General features: G+C 62.6%; 19 protein-coding genes. 1 reads left to right on the top strand and 18 read right to left on the bottom strand.

What is annotated here, in order from left to right; translation table 11 throughout:
• Window positions 1-166: 166 nt before the first annotated feature.
• The 15 genes from P775_RS07455 to P775_RS07515 form a co-directional block, all read right to left on the bottom strand.
• Complete coding sequence (locus P775_RS07455; protein ID WP_099910386.1) at window positions 167-925, bottom strand: HEPN domain-containing protein; 759 nt, start codon at window positions 923-925, stop codon at window positions 167-169.
• A gap of 4 nt (window positions 926-929) precedes the next feature.
• Complete coding sequence (locus tag P775_RS07460; RefSeq protein ID WP_099910387.1) at window positions 930-2,117, bottom strand: DUF262 domain-containing protein; 1,188 nt, start codon at window positions 2,115-2,117, stop codon at window positions 930-932.
• A 122-nt stretch (window positions 2,118-2,239) separates the two neighbouring features.
• A complete protein-coding gene (locus tag P775_RS27980; RefSeq protein WP_180287369.1) occupies window positions 2,240-2,407 on the bottom strand; it encodes a Pam3-gp28 family putative phage holin in 168 nt (55 codons plus the stop codon).
• 13 nt (window positions 2,408-2,420) lie between these two features.
• Window positions 2,421-3,074: a TIGR02594 family protein gene (locus P775_RS07465; protein ID WP_099910388.1), complete on the bottom strand. Its 654-nt coding sequence runs from the start codon at window positions 3,072-3,074 to the stop codon at window positions 2,421-2,423.
• Window positions 3,075-3,160: 86 nt separating this feature from the next.
• The gene (locus P775_RS07470; protein ID WP_099910389.1) at window positions 3,161-3,469 is read right to left on the bottom strand and encodes a hypothetical protein; all 309 of its coding nucleotides are present in this window, start codon (window positions 3,467-3,469) and stop codon (window positions 3,161-3,163) included.
• 10 nt (window positions 3,470-3,479) lie between these two features.
• Window positions 3,480-5,408, bottom strand: coding sequence for a DUF2793 domain-containing protein (locus P775_RS07475; RefSeq protein ID WP_099910390.1), 1,929 nt, complete (start codon window positions 5,406-5,408; stop codon window positions 3,480-3,482).
• Window positions 5,409-5,440: 32 nt separating this feature from the next.
• The gene (locus P775_RS07480; protein WP_099910391.1) at window positions 5,441-9,385 is read right to left on the bottom strand and encodes a baseplate multidomain protein megatron; all 3,945 of its coding nucleotides are present in this window, start codon (window positions 9,383-9,385) and stop codon (window positions 5,441-5,443) included.
• 6 nt (window positions 9,386-9,391) lie between these two features.
• Window positions 9,392-9,826, bottom strand: coding sequence for a C40 family peptidase (locus P775_RS07485; protein ID WP_099910392.1), 435 nt, complete (start codon window positions 9,824-9,826; stop codon window positions 9,392-9,394).
• Window positions 9,823-10,707: a DUF2163 domain-containing protein gene (locus P775_RS07490; protein ID WP_099910393.1), complete on the bottom strand. Its 885-nt coding sequence runs from the start codon at window positions 10,705-10,707 to the stop codon at window positions 9,823-9,825. Before P775_RS07490 ends, P775_RS07485 begins: the two co-directional genes overlap by 4 nt.
• On the bottom strand, window positions 10,704-11,330 hold the full coding sequence (locus P775_RS07495; protein WP_099910394.1) for a DUF2460 domain-containing protein: 627 nt from the start codon (window positions 11,328-11,330) through the stop codon (window positions 10,704-10,706). Before P775_RS07495 ends, P775_RS07490 begins: the two co-directional genes overlap by 4 nt.
• Window positions 11,330-13,738 carry a phage tail tape measure C-terminal domain-containing protein gene (locus P775_RS07500; RefSeq protein ID WP_099910395.1) on the bottom strand — a complete coding sequence of 803 codons (2,409 nt, stop codon included), beginning with the start codon at window positions 13,736-13,738 and terminating at the stop codon, window positions 11,330-11,332. Before P775_RS07500 ends, P775_RS07495 begins: the two co-directional genes overlap by 1 nt.
• Window positions 13,731-13,889, bottom strand: a complete 159-nt coding sequence (locus P775_RS27985) for a DUF7697 family protein (RefSeq protein ID WP_425439894.1) — start codon at window positions 13,887-13,889, stop codon at window positions 13,731-13,733. Before P775_RS27985 ends, P775_RS07500 begins: the two co-directional genes overlap by 8 nt.
• Before the next feature lie 68 nt (window positions 13,890-13,957).
• A complete protein-coding gene (locus P775_RS07505) occupies window positions 13,958-14,395 on the bottom strand; it encodes a hypothetical protein (protein WP_099910396.1) in 438 nt (145 codons plus the stop codon).
• 2 nt (window positions 14,396-14,397) lie between these two features.
• The gene (locus tag P775_RS07510; protein ID WP_099910397.1) at window positions 14,398-15,336 is read right to left on the bottom strand and encodes a phage tail tube protein; all 939 of its coding nucleotides are present in this window, start codon (window positions 15,334-15,336) and stop codon (window positions 14,398-14,400) included.
• Between the two features lie 36 nt (window positions 15,337-15,372).
• Window positions 15,373-15,795, bottom strand: a complete 423-nt coding sequence (locus P775_RS07515) for an acyl-CoA transferase (protein WP_099910398.1) — start codon at window positions 15,793-15,795, stop codon at window positions 15,373-15,375.
• 187 nt (window positions 15,796-15,982) lie between these two features.
• Here P775_RS07515 and P775_RS07520 point away from each other — a divergent pair, with 187 nt between their 5' ends.
• Window positions 15,983-17,446, top strand: coding sequence for an RES family NAD+ phosphorylase (locus P775_RS07520; protein ID WP_099910399.1), 1,464 nt, complete (start codon window positions 15,983-15,985; stop codon window positions 17,444-17,446).
• Window positions 17,447-17,515: 69 nt separating this feature from the next.
• Here P775_RS07520 and P775_RS07525 read toward each other — a convergent pair whose 3' ends face one another.
• The 3 genes from P775_RS07525 to P775_RS07535 are packed head-to-tail and all read right to left on the bottom strand — an operon-like array spanning window position 17,516 to window position 18,800.
• Window positions 17,516-18,151: a DUF6441 family protein gene (locus P775_RS07525; protein WP_099910400.1), complete on the bottom strand. Its 636-nt coding sequence runs from the start codon at window positions 18,149-18,151 to the stop codon at window positions 17,516-17,518.
• Entirely contained in the window at window positions 18,148-18,462 is a 315-nt protein-coding gene (locus tag P775_RS07530; protein WP_099910401.1) for a head-tail joining protein, read from the bottom strand. Before P775_RS07530 ends, P775_RS07525 begins: the two co-directional genes overlap by 4 nt.
• The gene (locus tag P775_RS07535; protein WP_099910402.1) at window positions 18,459-18,800 is read right to left on the bottom strand and encodes a DUF2190 family protein; all 342 of its coding nucleotides are present in this window, start codon (window positions 18,798-18,800) and stop codon (window positions 18,459-18,461) included. Before P775_RS07535 ends, P775_RS07530 begins: the two co-directional genes overlap by 4 nt.
• Between the last annotated feature and the right edge of the window lie 18 nt (window positions 18,801-18,818).

Raw genomic sequence — 18,818 nt, forward strand, 5'->3', positions numbered from 1 at the left:
TACCAGTAACTACAATGCATTACGCCCCGCCTTCCGCGGGGCTTTTTGCTGTCCAAAATCCCAGGACAACAATAGGTCAACAAAACAGGGCAAGTTGCGACAGGGCGGAAAAGATAACTTTCCGATTGAGAACACGCCGCACAACTCACAAAATGGGCACTGTTAGTCACGTTCCGACAGGCGCGGCCTCAGCCGCGACAGCGGGCACGAACTGAGGCGGTGCAACGGCGGCCAAGGTTTGGCCCAATGCCTTTGCGAAGCTTTCAAGCATGTCGATGTCGGTATTAATTTGTTCTGGGCTGCTCGATTGCCCCAGTTTGAGTGCATGCGCGATGTTGTTTCTCCGCTCAAAGAAGTCTTCAATGTTGGTCAAAGTCTTTCCGTGGGCCTTTCCCGGCTCTGATTCGCCAAATAAATCAAGAAGCGGCTGCTTGTCCGAACATTTTGTACATACATCACTAAGCCCACTTACCTTAAAAAGGCCGTTAATTTCTCTCGGGCGCATATTGTTTTCGTTGTGAATAAGTTCTCGGTAAATATCCTTCGAAAGATCGCCTCTACAAAATTCATAGATCACAGAAAAGCGTGCTTGAGCCGCCACAAATACATCCCCGCCTTGGCCTTGCTTCATGTCAAATTTGATCTTCCCAAGTCCGTCCATGGTTCGCTTCCAGGCTGTGCCAACTAGGTCGTTTGGTAGCTTTTCGAACTTCTCCACACCTGAAACTACAGCGCGCGCATATTCTCTCGCCATCTCGCGAATGAATTCTTCAAAGGTTGCTGCAACAAGAAGAGTCGCGGAATTTGCGGCCGCGATACGCAATTTTGGCGGTTGTTTGGCATCTGAGAAGGTTGCAACCAGAGACCTTATCGCATCTAAATCTTCGACGAGCTCGTCGGTGATTGCATCGAAGAGGGCGGCCATCTGACTATTCCGGACGAAGGATTGACCGCATTAGCTCAATCCTCTGTTTAACAGCGTTAGCAGTATTGCCTTGACCGGTTAAAATTGGAAGGCGATCTGGATCAGCCGCGGCCTCCACCATTCGACTGCGAACATTCATCCCGTCTGCTAAAATTTCTTCTCGTACGGCCCATGCTTGATTTACTGCAACCATCGACGCATCGTATATGGCGGCTGATATGCGCTCTCGCCCCTTTTCATCCGGCGGAAGAAGGAAAGGCTTCCCCTCAAATAGACCGTGAAGGAATGTGAACCGTGCAATATATTCTTGCTTCAAGATATCCGCTTCCTCTTCAGAAATCTTTCTCTCCATCGCTCGATCCAGCATGGACTTCATGGAGCCACGGATGTTCTCCTCTTCTCGCAGAGCAAAGTATCGGAGAACAAGCTGGCAGTCTGCCATACTGGAGTAGAGAGTGTTTTTCTGACGAGACGGGTTTTCATAATAATCATTCGGGTCAGTTTCGATATAAGGTGGAATATCAAATACTGACGTGAACAAATTATTACGCGTGAGTTCAATTACAATTCGATTGAACGGGCCAGGATTCAAAGCATTCCGAATTTCTTGAGGATTGAGTTTCGTTCCCCCAGTATTTAAACGATCAAAGATGAACCGCCGGATGTCCGTCATTGTCAGTCGGTTCGGTGACGCTTCTGCTTCACTTTCCAGTAGAAGCACAATTGCGGACAAACTCGAACGATCAAGCGCTCGTTTAATCCGAGGAGGGCAACGCGAGTAGCGAATGCCGTTCAGGGGTTTGAGCACCGGCAGCGATGTCAGAGCAAAATCGCCTGCCAAGAACTCTTTGACTGCATTTAAACGTTGCTGTCCGTCCATTACTTCGTAACGTGCGGCCTCACTTTCGTATAGAAAGACTGGCGGGACCGGGATATTGAGGAGCATCGATTCAATTAATTTAGATTTTTGCGCCGTCGACCAACGAAGGCGTCGCTGATATTCTGGTCGAATATTGAGCACTTCGCCCTTTTCGATCAGATCTCGAATTTGAGGTAGAAAGAAATTGTTCGTCTGATAAACGATACGGAATGCATTCTTGGAGAAGAATTCGTCAGGGTCGATGGGTGGAACGTCCGCCACAATGACTTCCGGTGCGTCTTCAGGTTCGCCCATGATAACTTCGACGCTCATCTAAGCTCTCCCAATGTCGTGCTGACTTTTGATAGTGGCAGGGGATGCTTGCGCCAAGCAAGATTGCTTCGATCTACATGATCCTCTTGCCGCAGGGTTGAAATTGGGTTCCGCGCAGGCTTTTAGCGGCCGCGCTTGTCGGCGATCGACCAGATTACCGAGCTGATCGTCAGCAGCGCGCCGATCACCGGCTCGACATCGGATGCCTCAATATAACCTTTGGCGACCAGTGCTGTGCCTGCGACGGTCAGAACTTGGCGGATCAAGGCGAGAATTGCAGGTTTCAGCATGATGGTCTCCTGTTCAGATTTCATTGGTGGTTGTGAGGAATTCGCCCGGCTTCATCGTCGACAGGCGCTGCAGGCGGGGCGGGTAGGTTGCTGGCCAGCGCGCGCCGAGGAGGCGGGACTTGACGATCCGGGCGATGGTGACGGCGTCGGATTGGTTGCTGCCCAGCACGTAGAAATGCGCGTCGTCCTGGCCGACGGCGAAACCGACGTGGCCACCAGACCCGCGCTCGAAGATCAGCACAGCGCCGATGATCGGCTGCACCTCTCGGCCAAACAGCAACCAATTCCGTGCCCAGTAGGGGTTGGTGCCCAGCGCGCCCAGGAGCGGCTCGTCGGGCAGGGCCATGCGGATGCATGTCTCCACGAAGTCCCCGCACCACGGGTTCTTCGACGGATCGCCCAGCGACCGGCCGTCGCGTTTCAGCCAGTCCATCAGCCAGGAGCGGTCGCGGGCCTCGTGACGGCCGAGGGCAGATTTCGCCTCGGTGATCCAAGGCAGCGGGCCCGGCGGCGCCACGGACGCCGCGCGGCCATTGGCGGCCAGTAGCGCTTTCATCGCTCTGACGGTCCGTAGGCCCCAGAGGCCGTCGATGGCGCCGGGGGAATGGCCGAGCTTGTCCAGCCCGCTCTGGATCAGGCGGAGGGGATCGCGGGTGTCGGTATTCATGGGGTGGCTCCTTTCGCCCGTCGCCGGGCATGAAAAAACCCGCCTTGCGGGCGGATGCGGGGTGGATCGGATTGTTGGTCGCGTGGTCAGTCGGTGCGGCCGCGCTGGAAAGCCTCAAACATCAGATCGCGCATCGCCCGGATGTCTGTTTCGATACGTTCCAGCCGGTCGGCATCGTCGTCGCGATCCTCGGTCCGCTGGCGATCGGCACGGTCACGTTCGGCCTCAAGTTCCCGGTCGAGCCGAGCCAGCATGGCATCGTTGGTGAAGGCTTTGCGCGTGACAGCGGCGAGCAAGGCGATCGTGCCGCCAACCAGTGTTGTGATCGCGGCGGTGATTCCGTGGTCGCGGAGGGCTGCGCCCACCTCCTGCAGAAACGTGGTTCGGTCATTCATTGGGTTTCCTTCAGTAATCGGTTTCGACGTAAAGGCCGGAGCAGTCGTAGGCGACAGCCGCCGCAGTGGCGCCTGTGTTCAGGTAGAGGCGGGGCGAAAGGAACTGCGTGCTGGCGGGCAGATCGGCGGTGATTTCGGCCTCGAACACCGCTCCGGAAACCTCATTGACCAGCCGAACCCAGACCGAGGCGGCATTCGGGGCCGCGGCGATATAGAGCGTCAGCACCCCGCCGGTCGCGATGGCAAAGTTGGCGCCCATGTCGGTCAGGGTCGGTGTGCCGGTGCCGTCATTGGCAACCATCTGCCAGTTGGCATGGGTGCCGCGCTGAAAGCCGATGCCGACGCAGTTCAGCACGGTGGCCAGTGTCAGTGTGGTGGCCAGCGCTGCGGTGGAGCCATAGAGGCCGAAGAAGCCCATTCCGGTGGCTTGTAGGGTGGTGAGCGAAAGCCGGGTCACGAAGGTCCAGCCACCGAGGCCCGCGGCATTGCCACGCCAGCAGGCCCAGCCCGCCGATCGCTGTTCTGCGACTGAATCCACCACTGCGGCCGAGGTCAGGCGCCAGCGGCGCATGCTGGCGGCAAGGTTGGTGGCGGCCAGCGTCGGGTGCGAAACCGTGCCGACGGAGGTAATCGGCAGCCCTTCGGTGGTGATCGTGGTAGTGACCGACGGCGACCAGTTCGCAATCCGGTTCACCCCGAAATGCGGCTGCAGCGGGAAATCCCGGCCGGATGGGCGCATGACGTCGACCCAAGGCGCGCCTGCCCGGTTGCGGGCATAGACGGCGATCTTGCCACTCGGCGGTGGCGAAGGGGCTGCGGCCAGCCCGGGCAGGATGGTGGGCTGCGGCAGTTCGACCTGACCGTTGCTGCGGTCGATCGTGATGGCCTCATAGAAAGCCGAGCCGTCCGGGCTGACTTTGAAGCCGAAGTTGTCACTGCCGAGCAACCCGATCAGCGCCCGCGCGGAAAACCCGGTCTTGAAGGCGAAGCCCGCATCATTGGCGGGGGCGGCCTTGTTGACGGTCGCCTCGATACCGGCTCCGGCATTGTTGAAGAGCATGGCCGGGGTGTTGACCGACAGGCGGTTGTAGCTGTCGGCGGTGGCGCCACCGAGCCCGAGGAGCTGGGCGGTCAGGTTCGCCTGTGGCATGCCGACCTGCGTGACCGCATTGGCAAAGGTGACCGTCGGCGTATTTACCACCGTCGTGCCGCCCGCGCCTGCTGCGGTTGGGCCGATGTTTACGACGGTGGTCGATCCTGATGCGCCACCGGTGCCGAGGTTGACGGTCTTTGTGATGCCGGTTGTGGTAGCCCCGGTGCCCAGCCCATAGGTCGCGGTCGTCGTGGCTGTGCCGATTGTGGCGGCTGCGGCCGAGACCGTGACGGTTCCCGATGCTGTCAGCGTGCCCGAGAAAGTCTTGTTGCCGGTAAAGGTCTGGGTGCCCGCCAAGATCGCCAATTCGCTGGTGGTGTTGGGCAGGGTGAAGGTCCGGGTCGTGCCGGTGGTGATGCCCGAGAGTTCGAACGTCGCCTTCTTGGTGGGATCGGCGTCATCGGTCAGGGTGAAGGCGACATCAGCCACGCCCGCGGCAAGCAGCGCACCGATGAGCGAAATCCACGATCCCGCGCTGAAGATCAGCGACGACAAGGTGGCTTCGTTCCAGGCGAGCCAGCCATCCTTCGGGACATAGAACACCCAGGCCCCGTCCTGCCAGGCAGCGATCTGCGTCGCCCGCCCGGCCCATAGACCGGTGGGCGCTGGCCCGACGATCCAGCGCTGGCCGTCGGCTGGGGCGCCTGGTGGGGCGGACAGGGCAGCACTCTTGACCGCGATTTGCACCAGCACATCGAGAAACCGCAGGCCCTCGTTCACCGTGACATGCTTCTGCGATTGGCTGGCCCCGAGATAGGGCAGCGCAAGGTTCGTGGATTGGCTCATGCCAATGCCTCCAAGGGTTCAAGGTGTAAGGATCAGACGAGGGCCTCGGCGGCGCTTCCGCGGCCCAGCGCGCCGATCTGATAGACGCGAAAGCGCAGGGTGGTGATTGGCCCGCCGAAATCGGTGGCCATCATCGCGGCGGTGTAGACAAAAGAGGGCGCAGCAAGGCCGGACACCGTCCGCACCACCGCGGCGCCGTTCAGGATTTCCAGATCATAGGCTTCCGTGGTCTCGCCGAGCGGCACATCGACCAGCACCCAGCTGTCGCCGTTGCTGGCCCGCGTGCGCCGCAGCCACGTCAGCAGCACGTCGCCCCCGGGCTGTGGCGCCCCACGCAGCTGCGCCGGGCTGAACGGGCGCAGGCCGCGGCCCGAAGGCGTGAACGCCAGTTGCAGGTTCAGCGGGTCAGCCGCCGCGACCGTCGACGGGCTGATCCGCCAGTTGGCGGGCAGGCCGACATCGCTTTCCCCGATCGCGACCGGCACCACAGCGCTGTTCAGCACCACCACCCGCGACCCGGCCGGGGCCGGATTGGCGATGGCATCTTCTGTTCCGAACTGGCCACGCAGCAGATGGGTCAGTTTCCAGCGCCCGGGACTTTGCAGCGCAGCGGTGCCGAACTGGATGATCTCCCAGATGCCGGGCCCAGTCTCGATTGCCAGCGGGTTGCCTCCCGCAAGCAAAGCCTCGTTGTCGAGGCTACTGAAGGTGCCCGACGCCACATCCACCCAAAGCTCGTTGCCATCATCAAAGCGCCAGACCGGCCCGGCGTAGAAATCAAACGCCAGCGTGCCGAGCCTGGCGGGCTGCCCGACTGTGCCCAGCGCCGTGAAACCATCACTGGACGGGCTGCGCCAGATCAGCGCCGATCCATACCAGGGCGCTGCGAACACCGCGGCATAGGGGCGATGGGCCGGGATATCATCGGCCAGCTGCGGCAGGTTCATCAGGATTGCCGCCGGTGGCCCGAACACTGTCGGCGCGATAAAGGCCGGGGTGCGTTCCGGGCCCGGTGGCAGATCATAGAGGGTCTGGTCGGTGCGCTTGGCCTCGATCCAGCGCGCGCCGCCATCAGTGATCCGGGCCAGAACATAGTCAGGCGTCCGGCCGTCATGTTCGAGGCGGATCACGTCGGTCGGGTCCAGCGCCAGGCGCGAGGGCGGCAAAGCGAAAGCCGCATCCTCCCGGCCGACCCATTCCTCATAAAGTGCTCGGCGGGCGGCGCGGTCCGCCAGGGCGGCGGGATAGACGATCGGGAACTGTTCGGTGCGCACCCGGGCAGTGTCGACCGTGATGCGCCGGGCCTCAACCGACAGCGAGCCGTAATCCTCGTCGGGCATCAGCAACCGCCACTTCAGGGCCCGGGGCAGTTCGGTTTCCTGCGCCCGGGTGAAGCTGATGTCCTCCGCGTTCCGATCGGTGATCACCAGAGTATCGGCGGCGATCTGGGCCACGGCAGAGCGACCCCGTGGGACGAAGCGCAACTGCCCGCCGGTTTCGACGACATCAAATCCGTAGAATTGTGCCAAGGGTGCGATGGAGGCGCGGGCGCTCTCGATGGCGGTGATCGCGTAACCGGGGACGGTGGCCGCCAGTTGCGTGACATCGATCAGGTCCAGCGGCACGCCACCGGTCTGGCACAACTCCCGGACCAGTTCCGCCAAACCGCAGCCGCCGATCCGGCCAGTCAGCCAATGCCCAAGGCGATAGTTGTCGATGTCGGACCAGACGTCGGAGCGCACCGGGAAGGCCGGGTAGGGCCGGGCGTCCCATGTCCAGATGGCGATCTCAGTAGTGTCGATCATCCGGCCTGCGTAAAGGCCGGAGGCGGGGTTCTTGGCCGGGTTGTTCCAGTAGGGGTAGAGCGCCTCGATGTAGCGACGCTGCACGAGGTCATCCTGATAACCCCGCGAAAAGTAGGGGAGGAAGGATTCCGAGGATTTGGGATCATAGAACACATTCGGCTGATTGGTACCGCGATCTACGGCGGGCGCCCCGGCTTCGGTGAAGCGGACCCGTTTCGATTGCGGCACCCATGCGGTCGGCGATCCGCTCTGCACCCCGCCGGGTCGGTTGAAGTGCTGGTTCAGCCACCAGCTGCGGATATCCTTGGTCCGAAATACCCATGGCTTGCCATAGGCGCCGTCGGTGACCGGGGTCCGCAACTGCGCCGCGCGATCGGCATCCGAAGCATAGAACCAATCGAACCCTTCGCCGCCCTCGATGTTCGATTGCAGATAGGGCAGATCATAGATCGCGGGCCAGCCTGCCAGGGCATCGAGATGCTGATCGCCGTCGCGCCAGTCCGACAGCGGCATATAATTGTCGATGCCAACAAAGTCGGTGTTGGCATCGGCCCAGAGCGGATCGAGGTGAAAGAACAAATCATTGGTGCCGTCCTGCGGCTGGTGGCCGAAATATTCCGACCAGTCGGCCGCGTAGCTGAGCTTGGTGCCCGCGCCCAAGACCGACCGGCATGCGGCGGCCAGACTCTGCAAAGCTGTGACAGCTGGATAGGTGGTGGCGCCCGATCGGATCTGGGTCAGCCCGCGCAACTCGCTGCCAATCAGGAAGGCATCGACGCCCCCGGCCGCCACGCAGAGGTGGGCATAATGCAGCATCATCCGCCGCAGGCCCCAGTCGGAGGGCGATCCGGTCCATGTCACCGACGTGCCCGACACCGCGAAATTGCCAGGCACCGCCGCCCCAAAGAACGCCGACACCTGACTGGCCGCTGCCGCCGTTTTGTCGACCGTGCCCGCGAAGCCCGCAGCGGGCGAACAGGTGATCCGGCCCCGCCAGGGATATTTCGGCTGGCCCGATGCTGCGGCATTGTTCGAATAGGGATTCGGCAGCGTGTTGGCTTCGGCCACATCCATCAGCAGAAACGGATAGAACGTCACCCGGAAGCCGCGCGCCTTCAGTTCCTGAATGGCCTGCACGACCGAGAAGTCGCTGGGCGTGCCGCCATAGGCCGGGCTGCCGCTGATTTGCGAGACCACATAGGCGGTGGAACGAGCCACCCCGTTTACCAGCCAGAGCTTCGGCGCCGTCACCTTGCTGGCGGTTTCCACGCCGGGCCTGATCTGGCAGTTGCCCGCCCGCAGGTCGGTTCCAAACCAAGCCACCACCAGCGACACAGATTTGCAGTTCGGCGCGATGGCTTCCAACTGGTCAAGCGACGTCAGAAAATCGCACTGCCCGCCGGTCGAATTTACGTTCTCGGGCAGCACGGCCCCGCCGCTGACCGTCCGCGTGATCGGTTCGGTGGCATAGATGAACTCGCCCGATGACGGGATCATGTTCACCGCCGTCAATAGCTGCTCGGCGCTGTCGGGCTCCTCAGAGGGGCGATAGACCTCGAAGGACAGCTGCGGCAGCCGATTGCCGAACGTCGCCAGCGGTAGGTTCTCGAAGACGATATAGGCCGTGCCGCGATAGGCCGGGGCCAGACCAGCGCCCATCGTGGCCTCGATGAACGGATCGGGCATCTGGGTTTCCGTTCCGCGGTGCAGCCGCCAGATTGCTCCCGGCACATCAAAGGCGCTGCCGTCGGCCCAGATGCGCCCGATCCCGCCAATCGGCCCGGTGGCGATGGCCACCGCGATGCTCGCGAAATAGCTGTATTCCTCAATGACCACGCCGCCGCCGCTGCCCTTGCCCCCGCCTCCTTGGCTGGTTTCGGAATAGACCTCGCGGAAATCTGTGGCCCAGATGATGTTGCCGCCGACTCGCATTCGGCCATAGATGCGCGGAATCACAGCCCCTTCGGTGGCGCTGGTGACGCGCAACTCATCCAGCCGCGCGCCTTCCTGACGCTGGTCGGGGGCGAAGGACGAGATGATGCGGGAGTCGATCGCCGTGCCGATCAACGAGCCGATGCCGCCACCGATCACCGCGCCGGAGAGGCCAAGGAATGCGCCGCCAAAGCCCGCGCCCAGTGCCGAGCCGATGCCGCCGAGAAGGATTGCTGCCATAGTGGGTTACTCCGGATAGTGAAAAGCGAAGGCCGTTTTGCGGGCCCAAATCGGGCTCCACGGCTCTTCAATGACGCCCGCACCCTCGTAGGCGTGGATCAGGCCGGTCTCAGAGCGGATGCCGCAGTGTTTGGCGGGGGCATTTCGCGCCATGCGGAACAAGATCAGCGCCCCGGGCCCGGCTTCCGACAACGGGATTTCCAACAGGAACCGCCGCGCGGCCTCGGCCAGCACTTCGACCACGCCTGCCTCGCCCCAGTCGCGGGTATAGGGCGGAGGCGTCACCGGCTCGGGCCCGTGCAAATCGCGCCAGATGCCACGCGCAAGACCGAGGCAATCGCAGCCTGCGCCCAGCAAGCTGGCCTGATGCACATAGGGCGTGCCCAGCCAAACCCCCGCGGCGGCGATTACGCGGGAGGCGGAGGAGGACGCGCCGGTCACAGCGGCTGCCCCGTGCTGCCATCACCTTGCGTCGGATAGCGCACGATGGTGTCGTCGCCCGGGATCGACGGGAAGCCGCGGAAGTTCACGCCATTGCCGAACTTGGCACCACAGGTCGCGAATTGCTTGTCGCAGCCCGCCTGGATGAAAAAACCGTCTCCCAGGGCGATTGCGCGCACGGGTGCTTCGATCAGGGTGATCGTTGCCACCCCCGCTGCGACGCTATGGATCGACACCTCGGCCCGGCGCCCGGCATTGGCGCCGCTGGTCCATTCCACCCGGCCCAGCGCGAACCAGTTTGCGGTGAAGCCGCCAAGACCGGCGGTTGTGAAGGTCCGATCGCCGGAAACCGCTGCGACCGACCCGCTGCCCGAATAGCTGGGGGCGGCCAGATTGACGCCACAGCGCGCATCGCCGAGTTCTGCGTCACAATAATACTGGTAGGTCCGCCCTACCGGCTGATTGAGAAAATGCGTCATCGACCGCACTTCGGCGACAAACACCTGCTTGCCACGCCTGATCTGGCCTAGATTGCCGCGCCGCATCAGCACCCGCTGCGCCACATCCTCCCAGTTCACCCGCCAGACCTCGATCGCCGCGTTGTCCCAGCGCCCATCCAGAATATCGGTTTCCGTGATCCGGTCGGAACGCAGCGCGCCCTCAGCATCCTGCCCGTCGACCGAGAAATCGGCGCTGGCGCGAATTTCGGAGGCTGCGAAACCAGTGTCGGGCTCGTAACTCATCCCCGCGATTTCTAGTGGGCGATCATGATCGGTGAAGCCAAAGATCGCGCCATCGGCCCGTTCGATCCGCCAGCACCACGCCAAAGTGGTGGTGCCGTCGTCGAGATGGGCCTGCATGCCTGAAGGGAGAAGTTTCATCGGCGTACCTCAATCAGGGGGATGGATGTGATCGAGCCGAGCCGCTCGAAATCGAGGGTGACGTCCAGCGTGTCGGTGTCGAACCGCACCGGCACGTCGAACTCGAAGCCTGCGGTGATCGCGATGCCAAGGGCAGGGGCCGCAGCGAAGGTCACAATGCCGGTGGTCGTGTTGACCGTCCAGCCGCTGATCTGGGCCACGCCGTTCAGCGCCAGGGTGACAGTTCCGGCCACGGGCTTGGTGATCGTCCGGGTCCAGGACTGCGCGCCGCTGGCGTAGCGCTTGACCAACTGGAATGTGGTCGCGGCCCCCGTGCCGGTGCCGATGGTCTGATCGGTGGCGGCGAGGTTTGAGGAGGGCAAGCCGGATTTGTAATCGGCCCAGTCCTTCCACCGAAACCCATAGAGCCGCCCGCGCCGTGCTTCGAAAAACGCGGTGACCGCCGCCAGATCGTCGGCCTTACGGATGCCATAAGAGGCATCATAGCGCCGCCGCGAGTCTGCCCAGGAGCCGTTGCGTTCTTCATCGCCGCTGGCCATTTCGACAATCTGCGTGCGCCGTTCCGGCCCGCCCCGCGCGCCGCGGCTGATGTTGTCGGGAAACCTGACCTCGTGGAATGCCATCACATGCCCCTCTGCCCGGCAGACACCGCACGGGCAATGTCCGCCGCGACCTGCGTGCGCGATTGCCGGAAGCTTTCTGCGTCGCGCGCCATGATGGTAACATTGACGGCGGGGGCGCTGGATTGCCCCTGGCCATAGCCCGCCGCCTCGCGCCGAGACAGAACCCGCTCTCCGCGCTGCAGGATCGCGGGCACCTCGTCTGGTTTCAGCCCGGCCCAGCCGCCGGAATGCATGCGCGGTGCATTTGCAAAGGCCAGGGCTGGCACCATGCGGCGGCCGCCCGCCATGCCGACGGTGCCGCCAGAATGCAGGATGTCGGCGAACAACCCGCCAGCGCCGCCCAGCGCGCCCGACAGCGCATTGGCGATCGGCCCCAGAATGAACCGCCGGGCGGCCAGCTTCGCCAGATCGGCGATCATCGAGGTGACGAGGCTGCGGAAGTCGAGCTTGCCTGTTTTGACAAACTCGGCGACCGCATTTTCGGCGCTCTGGAATGCGCCGACCAGCGTCTGGCCGATGTCGCCACCAATGTCGCGGGCCTTGGCAGCATAGTCGGCCAGCGTGGCAACGGTGGCGGCCCAGCCGGTTTTTGCCGCTTCGGCCCCGTCGGCCGCCGCTGCGCCAGCACCGCCCGCCGCCCGACCAGCCGCCGTGATGGACTCGTCAAACTGGTCAGCGGCATCGACTGCACCTTCAAGTGCCGCTTCCCCTTCGGTTCCGGCACTGGCGACCGCGCCCTGCAACGCCTGCCAGCTAGTGAGTGGGGCCAACGCCCCGGCCGCCAGATCGCTGGCCGCCGTGCGGTAGGTGTTGGCCGAGGTCAGGGCTTCGCGGGCGATCTCGTTCAGCCCCAAGTCCGGCACGGCCAAGGGGTTGTTTTCGAAGGCCCGGTCAAACGCCTCTTTCGCCGCCGTTCCGGCTTGAGTGGCTGCCCCGGCAAAGCGGTTCTCGATCTCGCCGAGGTCCAGATCGCCGAGCAACGTGATCCGGCGTTCCGAGCCCAGCGCCTCCAGTCCCGAATTTACCCCTTCGATGAAGCTGTTAATCCGGGCGACTACGCCGTTCAGCATGCTTTCGACGCCTTCGATCAGGCTGTTCGCGGCTTGGAACGCGAGATCGCCGATCGCAGCGGGTAACAGACCCCAGATCGCTTTGATCGCCTCGAAGGCACCCTCAAAGGTGTTGGAGGCGGTGTTGCCGAAGCCCACCACGCTCTCGATTGCGCTTTGCATGCCGCTGGCCGCATCGGCTTTGATGTCAAAGAACATCGCGGTGGCGGCAGCGCCAGCAGCCGTGGCGCCCATCTTAATCCGTTCCCAGACTTCGGCCACGACGTCCTTCAGCAGACCCATGGCATTGCCAAAGCCGCCCGCGCCGGAGACCAATCGCGTGAACTGGAACACCAACTCGCCCGCACCGACGATCAGCGCGCCGATGCCGGTGCGGAACAGCGCCCCGCGCAGGATCACCAGGCCGGTCGCAAGGCCGCGCACCGACAGCGCAGCCGCCGCAAGCCCGGCGACCCAGCGCCCGGCCAACAGGGCGGCGAAGGTGGCGGCATAGGTGGTCAGCCGTCCGAGGTTGTCAAAGAGGGCGGTGATCGCGATGCCGATCGGCCCGGTGCTGCGCGCCATGTCTGCCAGGGCGTTGGCCACGGCCTCCAATGCTGGGGCGACCGCGGCGGTCAGGCGGTTGGTCAGGCCAAGCCAGATCAGGCCCAGCTTTGCGATCGCATCGCCGGTTCGTTCGATTTGGGCTGCATCCGTGTCGCTGACCGCCACCCCGAAATCCCGCATATCCTGCGCTGCCTCGCGCAGGGTCGCCGGATCGATGCGCAGAAACGCCAGCGCGGCCTTGTCGCCAAAAAGATCAGAGGCGACGGCGGCGCGTTCGGCCTCGGGCACAAAGCGCGCCAGGGCCTCCTGAATGGCGACGATGCGCTGATCCAGCGGCAGAGCCTGCAATTCAGCCGCGGTCAGGTTCAGCCGTTCCAAGGCACTCACGGCCGATCCCGATCCAGTGGCCGCTTCCGACAGCCTGGTCGTCAGCTTCTTGGTGGCCTGTTCAATCTCGCCCATCGAGACACCGGCCAGTTCCCCTGCCCACGTCAGCACCTGCAGGCTTTCGACGGTCGTCTTGAGCGAAGCAGCCATGTCGGCTTGCGCGCCGATGGTGTCGAGCCCCGACCGGATCATCGCCACACCTGCGGCGGCTGCGGCCGCCGTCATTGCCGCGAGCGCGATCCCGGCCTTGCGGGCAAAGCCGACAAGCCGGGTGTTCGCCATTTCCATTTCCGACGACAGGCGGCCAAAGCCACGGGCCCCGGCATCGCCGATGCCTTCCAGCTCGGCGCGCACCTGCCGTCCGCCGACCGCCGAAAGGCGGACGCTGACCTTCTTCTCAGCCATGGTTTTCTCCGATTTGTTCGTTCAGTTTGCGCACCATCACCGCCTCGATCTCGGGCAGCAGTTCGGCGGTGATCAGGGTGTCGATGCCCAGCGCGTGCGCGAGGGCGAGGGCCGCGCCCATGTCCCAGCCCAGCACCGCGCCGGGGATCACCCGCAATTGCCCGCCAAGGCGGCCGACCAGATCCCAGACCTGCCAGCCGTCCTGCGTCTGGGGCCGGTTCAGTCTTGCGGGGCAGTTCGGGCAGCGCGCTTCGCAGGCGGCGCAATACCGGTCGCCCCCGCCGAAGGACCACTCGGCGAGGGCGCGGAGACGTTTTTTTCTGCGTCCAGGATCAGTCCCTTCGCCACATAGCCGGTCTGGAAGGCCTCAAAGACCGGCCAGATTTCCAGAAGGGCGTCGATGCCCTCGGGGGTGACGGCGACGACGTTTCCATCTTCATCACCCACGCCCTCCCAGTCCAAAATGGCCCGGCGGGCAACGGCTTTCGCCATGGCCAGGGCGAGCTCCTCGGTGCTGGCGGTATCCGGCAAACTCTCAATGGCTATGTCCGCCCGGGCGGAAACCATCAAGGCGGTTGTCAGCGGGCCGACGAGCAGGCGCGGGCCGGGGGAGAGGTCCAGCCATTGCGGGGTGGCGGTAAGGTTCAGTCGGATCATGATCAGTATCCTGCAAGGGTGTTGACGAGAACGGCGGTGCACATGCGGGCGGGGCTGGTGGCTTTCGCGGCCTGCCAGTCGAAACTGGCCTGCACGCCTTGCGGCCCGGCGATTTCGATCCGGGGGATCGGCAGGTAAACCGCATGCGCCGTGAAGGTGAAACTCGCGTTCGCCCCGAGGCTGTAGGTGAACTCCAACTCGCAAGGGCTGCCGTCGATCGCCTGGGTCACCAGCGTGCTGTCGGCAAAACGCACTTCGATGCGCCCCGACAGCGCAGCCTTGGTCGGGTCGGCGCCGTCGATCCGGCCATCGCCGCGGATCGTCTCGATCCTGTCGAGGTTGTTGGAATAGGTGATCTCGGCTGAGACCAGATTGCCCAGGACGGTGGCGTTGCGCTTTACCGTGCCGTTGAAATGACCGAAGCGCTGCAGGCCCAGCGCCGTGGGTGTCCCTGCGGCCGTCGCGGCTGCGATGGTTTCGCTTTGCGCGACGAGGCGGGCGGTGGCGGTCAACAGGCCGGATCGCTGCATTTGCCACGACAGCTGATCCAGCACGCAGCCGGAATACATCGCAAAGCGCGGCACCTCCGGCATGGCGACCTCAACGGCCATGCTGGGCAGGTTCCAGTTGCCCGACTGAAAGGTGTGGGTCTTCGGCGTGGTGCCAGCGGTCGTGGGCTGACCGAACGCAGCCTTCAGCCAGAACCCGAAGGCCTCGACATCGATCGGGACAACGACCTCGCCATCGACCGTGACCGCGTCCTTGATCGGGGCCAGGGGATCGCGGCCATAGCCCAGCAGTTCGGATTCCAGGAGCGGCTGTTCCGATCCCAGCGTAGCCCGGGCGAAAGGCATCAGCCTGAACCCACTGACCGGCGGGGTGCCGTAAACCGTCTCATACGCAAGCGCCATCTGCGCCCGCGCGCCTTGCGCACGTGCCATGGGGGTCTCCTATTATGGGGTGGGGTGTTGCCGGGATCAGGCCAGCGGGTCGGCGGTGGTGTAGTGCAGCACGACGGTCACGACCGCCGCCTTGAGGGATAATGCGCCCTCGACCGGCAGATCGACTGAGGTCGGGGCTTCTGCTTCGACCCAGTCGCAGAGCCCGCTGAGGGTCCGGTCGGCCGCCAGCGCCGTGCCGATCGCCGCGATCAGCGTGTCGAAAGCCGTGGCGCGGTCATTTGCACTCTGGACGATTACCTCCAACTCCGCCCGATGCTGGAAATGGTAGCGCAGCGGCGACAGCGTGACCTCAGGTTCGCCCGGCTGGCCATCGCGCAGGATGATCAGCCCGGCAAGCGGGATGCGCTCCGGCAGAACCTCGTCACGCAGAACCGTGGCGGCAAGCAGTTGCAGCCGCGCTTGCAGCGCGGCGAGGATGGTTTCGCGGGTGGTGGGCATTTTCTAATCCGATGCTAATGTCTTAGGAAGCGTAGCGAAGGCGCCAATCACAGACATTCGATTATGATGCACCACGCTTCGCTGTCGCGCAGACTCAAAATCACCATTCGCGCTTGCTGCAGAAATCCTTGTAAGGCACACCAGAATAGTGATGGGGCGTGACCACGGAACGAACAGAGGGTAAAAATTGGCCGACAGCAACGACACTAAGATCTGCACCAACTGCGTAGGGGAACCCTTTCTCCACGGCCTGATAGAGCAAAATGGCACAACTGATGCCTGCAGCTATTGTGGTGCAGCCGAAGAGGTGTGCATTTCCCTCGAGGAATTGGCTGACCACATCGAAGGTGCTTTCGAGCGTCATTATGAGCGAACTTCCGATCAACCAGACATGTATGAGTCAATGCTCCTTCGAGATAGGGAAAGCGATTATGACTGGGATCGGCACGGTGAGCCGGTGCTCTACGCGATTTCCGAAGCCGCTTCGATTGAAGAGGAGGTTGCACAAGATGTTCTTGATCTGCTCGAGGAACGTCACGCGGACCTCGAAATGGCCCAGATGGGTGAGGAGTGCGATTTCTCCAGTGAAAGCCACTATGAGTTAAAGAGCATCGAAGACCATGAGTTTGCCTTCGAGTTTAACGCCCTCGAACGCTCGCTTAAATCGGAGAGCCGGTTCTTCAGTCAGGGTGCTGTAACTTTTCTGGCTCGATTGTTCAGCAACATTGATGGACTTCAAACTGATGAAGGCCGATCAGTCACTGTCACAGCCGGACCTGAAGCTAACATTACCGGCTTCTTTCGGGCGCGCCTATTCCACAATGGCGATGAGTTGGACGCCGCGTTGGCGCGTCCAGATCTTCATGTTGGCCCCCCGCCAAGTCGGATGGCCCGCGCTGGACGGATGAATGCGCATGGTATCTCTGTTTTTTACGGGGCCACTGACCCGGGGGTTGCTCTTGCAGAGGTTCGACCGCCCGTAGGAAGTCGCGCAGTTGTTGCCCGCTTCGATCTGGTGCGCCAAGTCCGATTGTTGGATGTAGAGGCGTTGCATTCGGTTTATGTCGAAGGCAGCATCTTTGACCCCAATCATCTCGATCAGTTGGCTCTATCCAAATTCCTTGGCCGTCTTAGTGATAGAATCACTATGCCCGTAATGCCAGACGATGAGCCCACGGAATATTTAATCACGCAAATGATTTCTGACTATCTCGCGCAGCGACCGCTACCATGTCTCGATGGTATCCTATTTCCCTCAGTTCAGTGTCCAGGCAACCATCGGAATGTCGTATTGTTCCATCACGCATCGCGCGTTCTTCAACTGCAGTTTCCCGAAGGAACTGAGCTTTCCGCGAGCCAGTCCCATTCTACCGATGAAGGGCCAGAGCCCGACTATTCGGTCTTTGAGGAAGTGCCAGCGCCAAATGATGAACCTGCCGAAGTGCTAGGAGAGAAAAATAATGTCCCAAACTTTACATTTATCCTGGATACGCATTCACGCGGTTTTAACTTCGACGACGATTATCGCGAAGAAAGCCTTCGCGTGATCGAAAGTATGGTTTCAGTTCACCATGTGAGGAGCGTAACTTTCGGCACCGACACTTTTTCGGTGAACCGACATCGTTCCGTCAATCGGGAACCACCTTTTTGAAGCAAGACAAAGTAGCGGCCAATCGTTGACGTGCGATTTTGCGGCTCTATCGGGTTTGCATCGCGTTCATCAGTCAAGTTGTTCCTCCTTCCAATTCGCCACGATCAACCCCGGCAGCCGCGCTTCAGCTTCTCGCGCCGGACCTTCCAGACTTAAGCGCTTGGGCAGCTTCACCTGTGGCACGAGGAGAAAGATCGGCACGGTGGCCACCCCGTGCCCGGTCTTCGACTTGGACGCGACCGCCCGGCCCTTGGAATTCAGTCGGGTTTCCGCCACTAGAAGGCTGGGCTGACCGCGCCGATAGACGAAACGCAGGCGCTGACCGGTACGCTGTTCCCAGCCGCCTGGGGTGATCCGTTTGTTCCCGACGCCCTTCTTGCCTGCGGCTGCCGTCGGGAGCGCCAGCCAAAAGCCGTTCTTCGTCCGGATCAAGGTGCCGCGATCGAAGGCATCGACCACCTTGGAGGCGTTGGAATAGACCACCGCGGCTGCGCGGATCGATGCGCCGGTGGTCGGGTATAGCTTCTTGCGGATCGAATTCGCGAGACCTTGGCCCAGCGCCGCGCCGGTGATCTGGCCGCGCCAAGCTATTTGCAATCCGCTGGCCGCCTCGGAAACCCCGGCCGTCACTGCGCGTTCGGCCGCCTCCAACTCCTGCTTCATCATCGCCCGGATATCGCCCTGAATGTCGGTGATTAGTTTCACTGCGCCCGGGCCTCGGCCAGCCAGACCAGCCGGTCGGTGTCGCGGGTCGGGGTGCCTTGGACCTCGTGCAAGTGGTCTGCGATTTCCAATGTGTCGCCCGCGGACAGCACTGGCGCATCGGCGAGGCGGATGTTCAGCAGCATGGTGTCGACCACGAACCGCCCCTCGCCGAAACTAACGAACTGGTCTGGCATCACCCGGATCACCCTGATCGGCTGTGCCGGACCGGTGCCGCCGAGGCGCAGCAGCGCATCGACGGCAAGGTTCTGGTCCGCGAAGAGCGAATCCGTGGCCAGATCGAAGGCGGTCAATTGGCGCTGGCCGCTGTCAGGCGGACGCGACCGGTCGTCTCGCCTGCACCGGCGCCGACCGCCAGGACGGCAACGCCCACCAGCTTGTTTGTGGCCACCACGTTGGTCACCCGGGACGTGGCGACATCCCAATAGATGAGCTGGCCGACGGTCCAGGCTTGCGAGGCGGTCTTGGTCAGATCGTAAATGCCGTTCATGACAAGCACCAATGGGTCGCCGATCGCGGCCGCGTTCTCGGCGATGCCGAAGAGCGAGCCGATCAGCACCGGTTGTCCGGAGGTGGTGACCGCAGTGGCAGTCAGGGTGACGCGGTTGCCCACGCCGATGAAGTTTTTCATCAGAGGTCTCCTGAGATT

The sequence above is a fragment of the Puniceibacterium antarcticum genome (assembly GCF_002760615.1).
Lineage (GTDB): Bacteria > Pseudomonadota > Alphaproteobacteria > Rhodobacterales > Rhodobacteraceae > Puniceibacterium > Puniceibacterium antarcticum.

Bases quoted from the DNA above. Each gene is read 5' to 3' on its own strand.
- P775_RS07500 (WP_099910395.1), bottom strand. From the start codon at position 13,738: ATGGCTGAGAAGAAGGTCAGCGTCCGCCTTTCGGCGGTCGGCGGACGG.
- P775_RS27980 (WP_180287369.1), bottom strand. From the start codon at position 2,407: ATGCTGAAACCTGCAATTCTCGCCTTGATCCGCCAAGTTCTGACCGTC.
- P775_RS07505 (WP_099910396.1), bottom strand. From the start codon at position 14,395: ATGATCCGACTGAACCTTACCGCCACCCCGCAATGGCTGGACCTCTCC.
- P775_RS07470 (WP_099910389.1), bottom strand. From the start codon at position 3,469: ATGAATGACCGAACCACGTTTCTGCAGGAGGTGGGCGCAGCCCTCCGC.
- P775_RS07490 (WP_099910393.1), bottom strand. From the start codon at position 10,707: ATGAAACTTCTCCCTTCAGGCATGCAGGCCCATCTCGACGACGGCACC.
- P775_RS07510 (WP_099910397.1), bottom strand. From the start codon at position 15,336: ATGGCACGTGCGCAAGGCGCGCGGGCGCAGATGGCGCTTGCGTATGAG.
- P775_RS07495 (WP_099910394.1), bottom strand. From the start codon at position 11,330: ATGGCATTCCACGAGGTCAGGTTTCCCGACAACATCAGCCGCGGCGCG.
- P775_RS07465 (WP_099910388.1), bottom strand. From the start codon at position 3,074: ATGAATACCGACACCCGCGATCCCCTCCGCCTGATCCAGAGCGGGCTG.
- P775_RS07475 (WP_099910390.1), bottom strand. From the start codon at position 5,408: ATGAGCCAATCCACGAACCTTGCGCTGCCCTATCTCGGGGCCAGCCAA.
- P775_RS07480 (WP_099910391.1), bottom strand. From the start codon at position 9,385: ATGGCAGCAATCCTTCTCGGCGGCATCGGCTCGGCACTGGGCGCGGGC.
- P775_RS07515 (WP_099910398.1), bottom strand. From the start codon at position 15,795: ATGCCCACCACCCGCGAAACCATCCTCGCCGCGCTGCAAGCGCGGCTG.
- P775_RS07535 (WP_099910402.1), bottom strand. From the start codon at position 18,800: ATGAAAAACTTCATCGGCGTGGGCAACCGCGTCACCCTGACTGCCACT.
- P775_RS07460 (WP_099910387.1), bottom strand. From the start codon at position 2,117: ATGAGCGTCGAAGTTATCATGGGCGAACCTGAAGACGCACCGGAAGTC.
- P775_RS07455 (WP_099910386.1), bottom strand. From the start codon at position 925: ATGGCCGCCCTCTTCGATGCAATCACCGACGAGCTCGTCGAAGATTTA.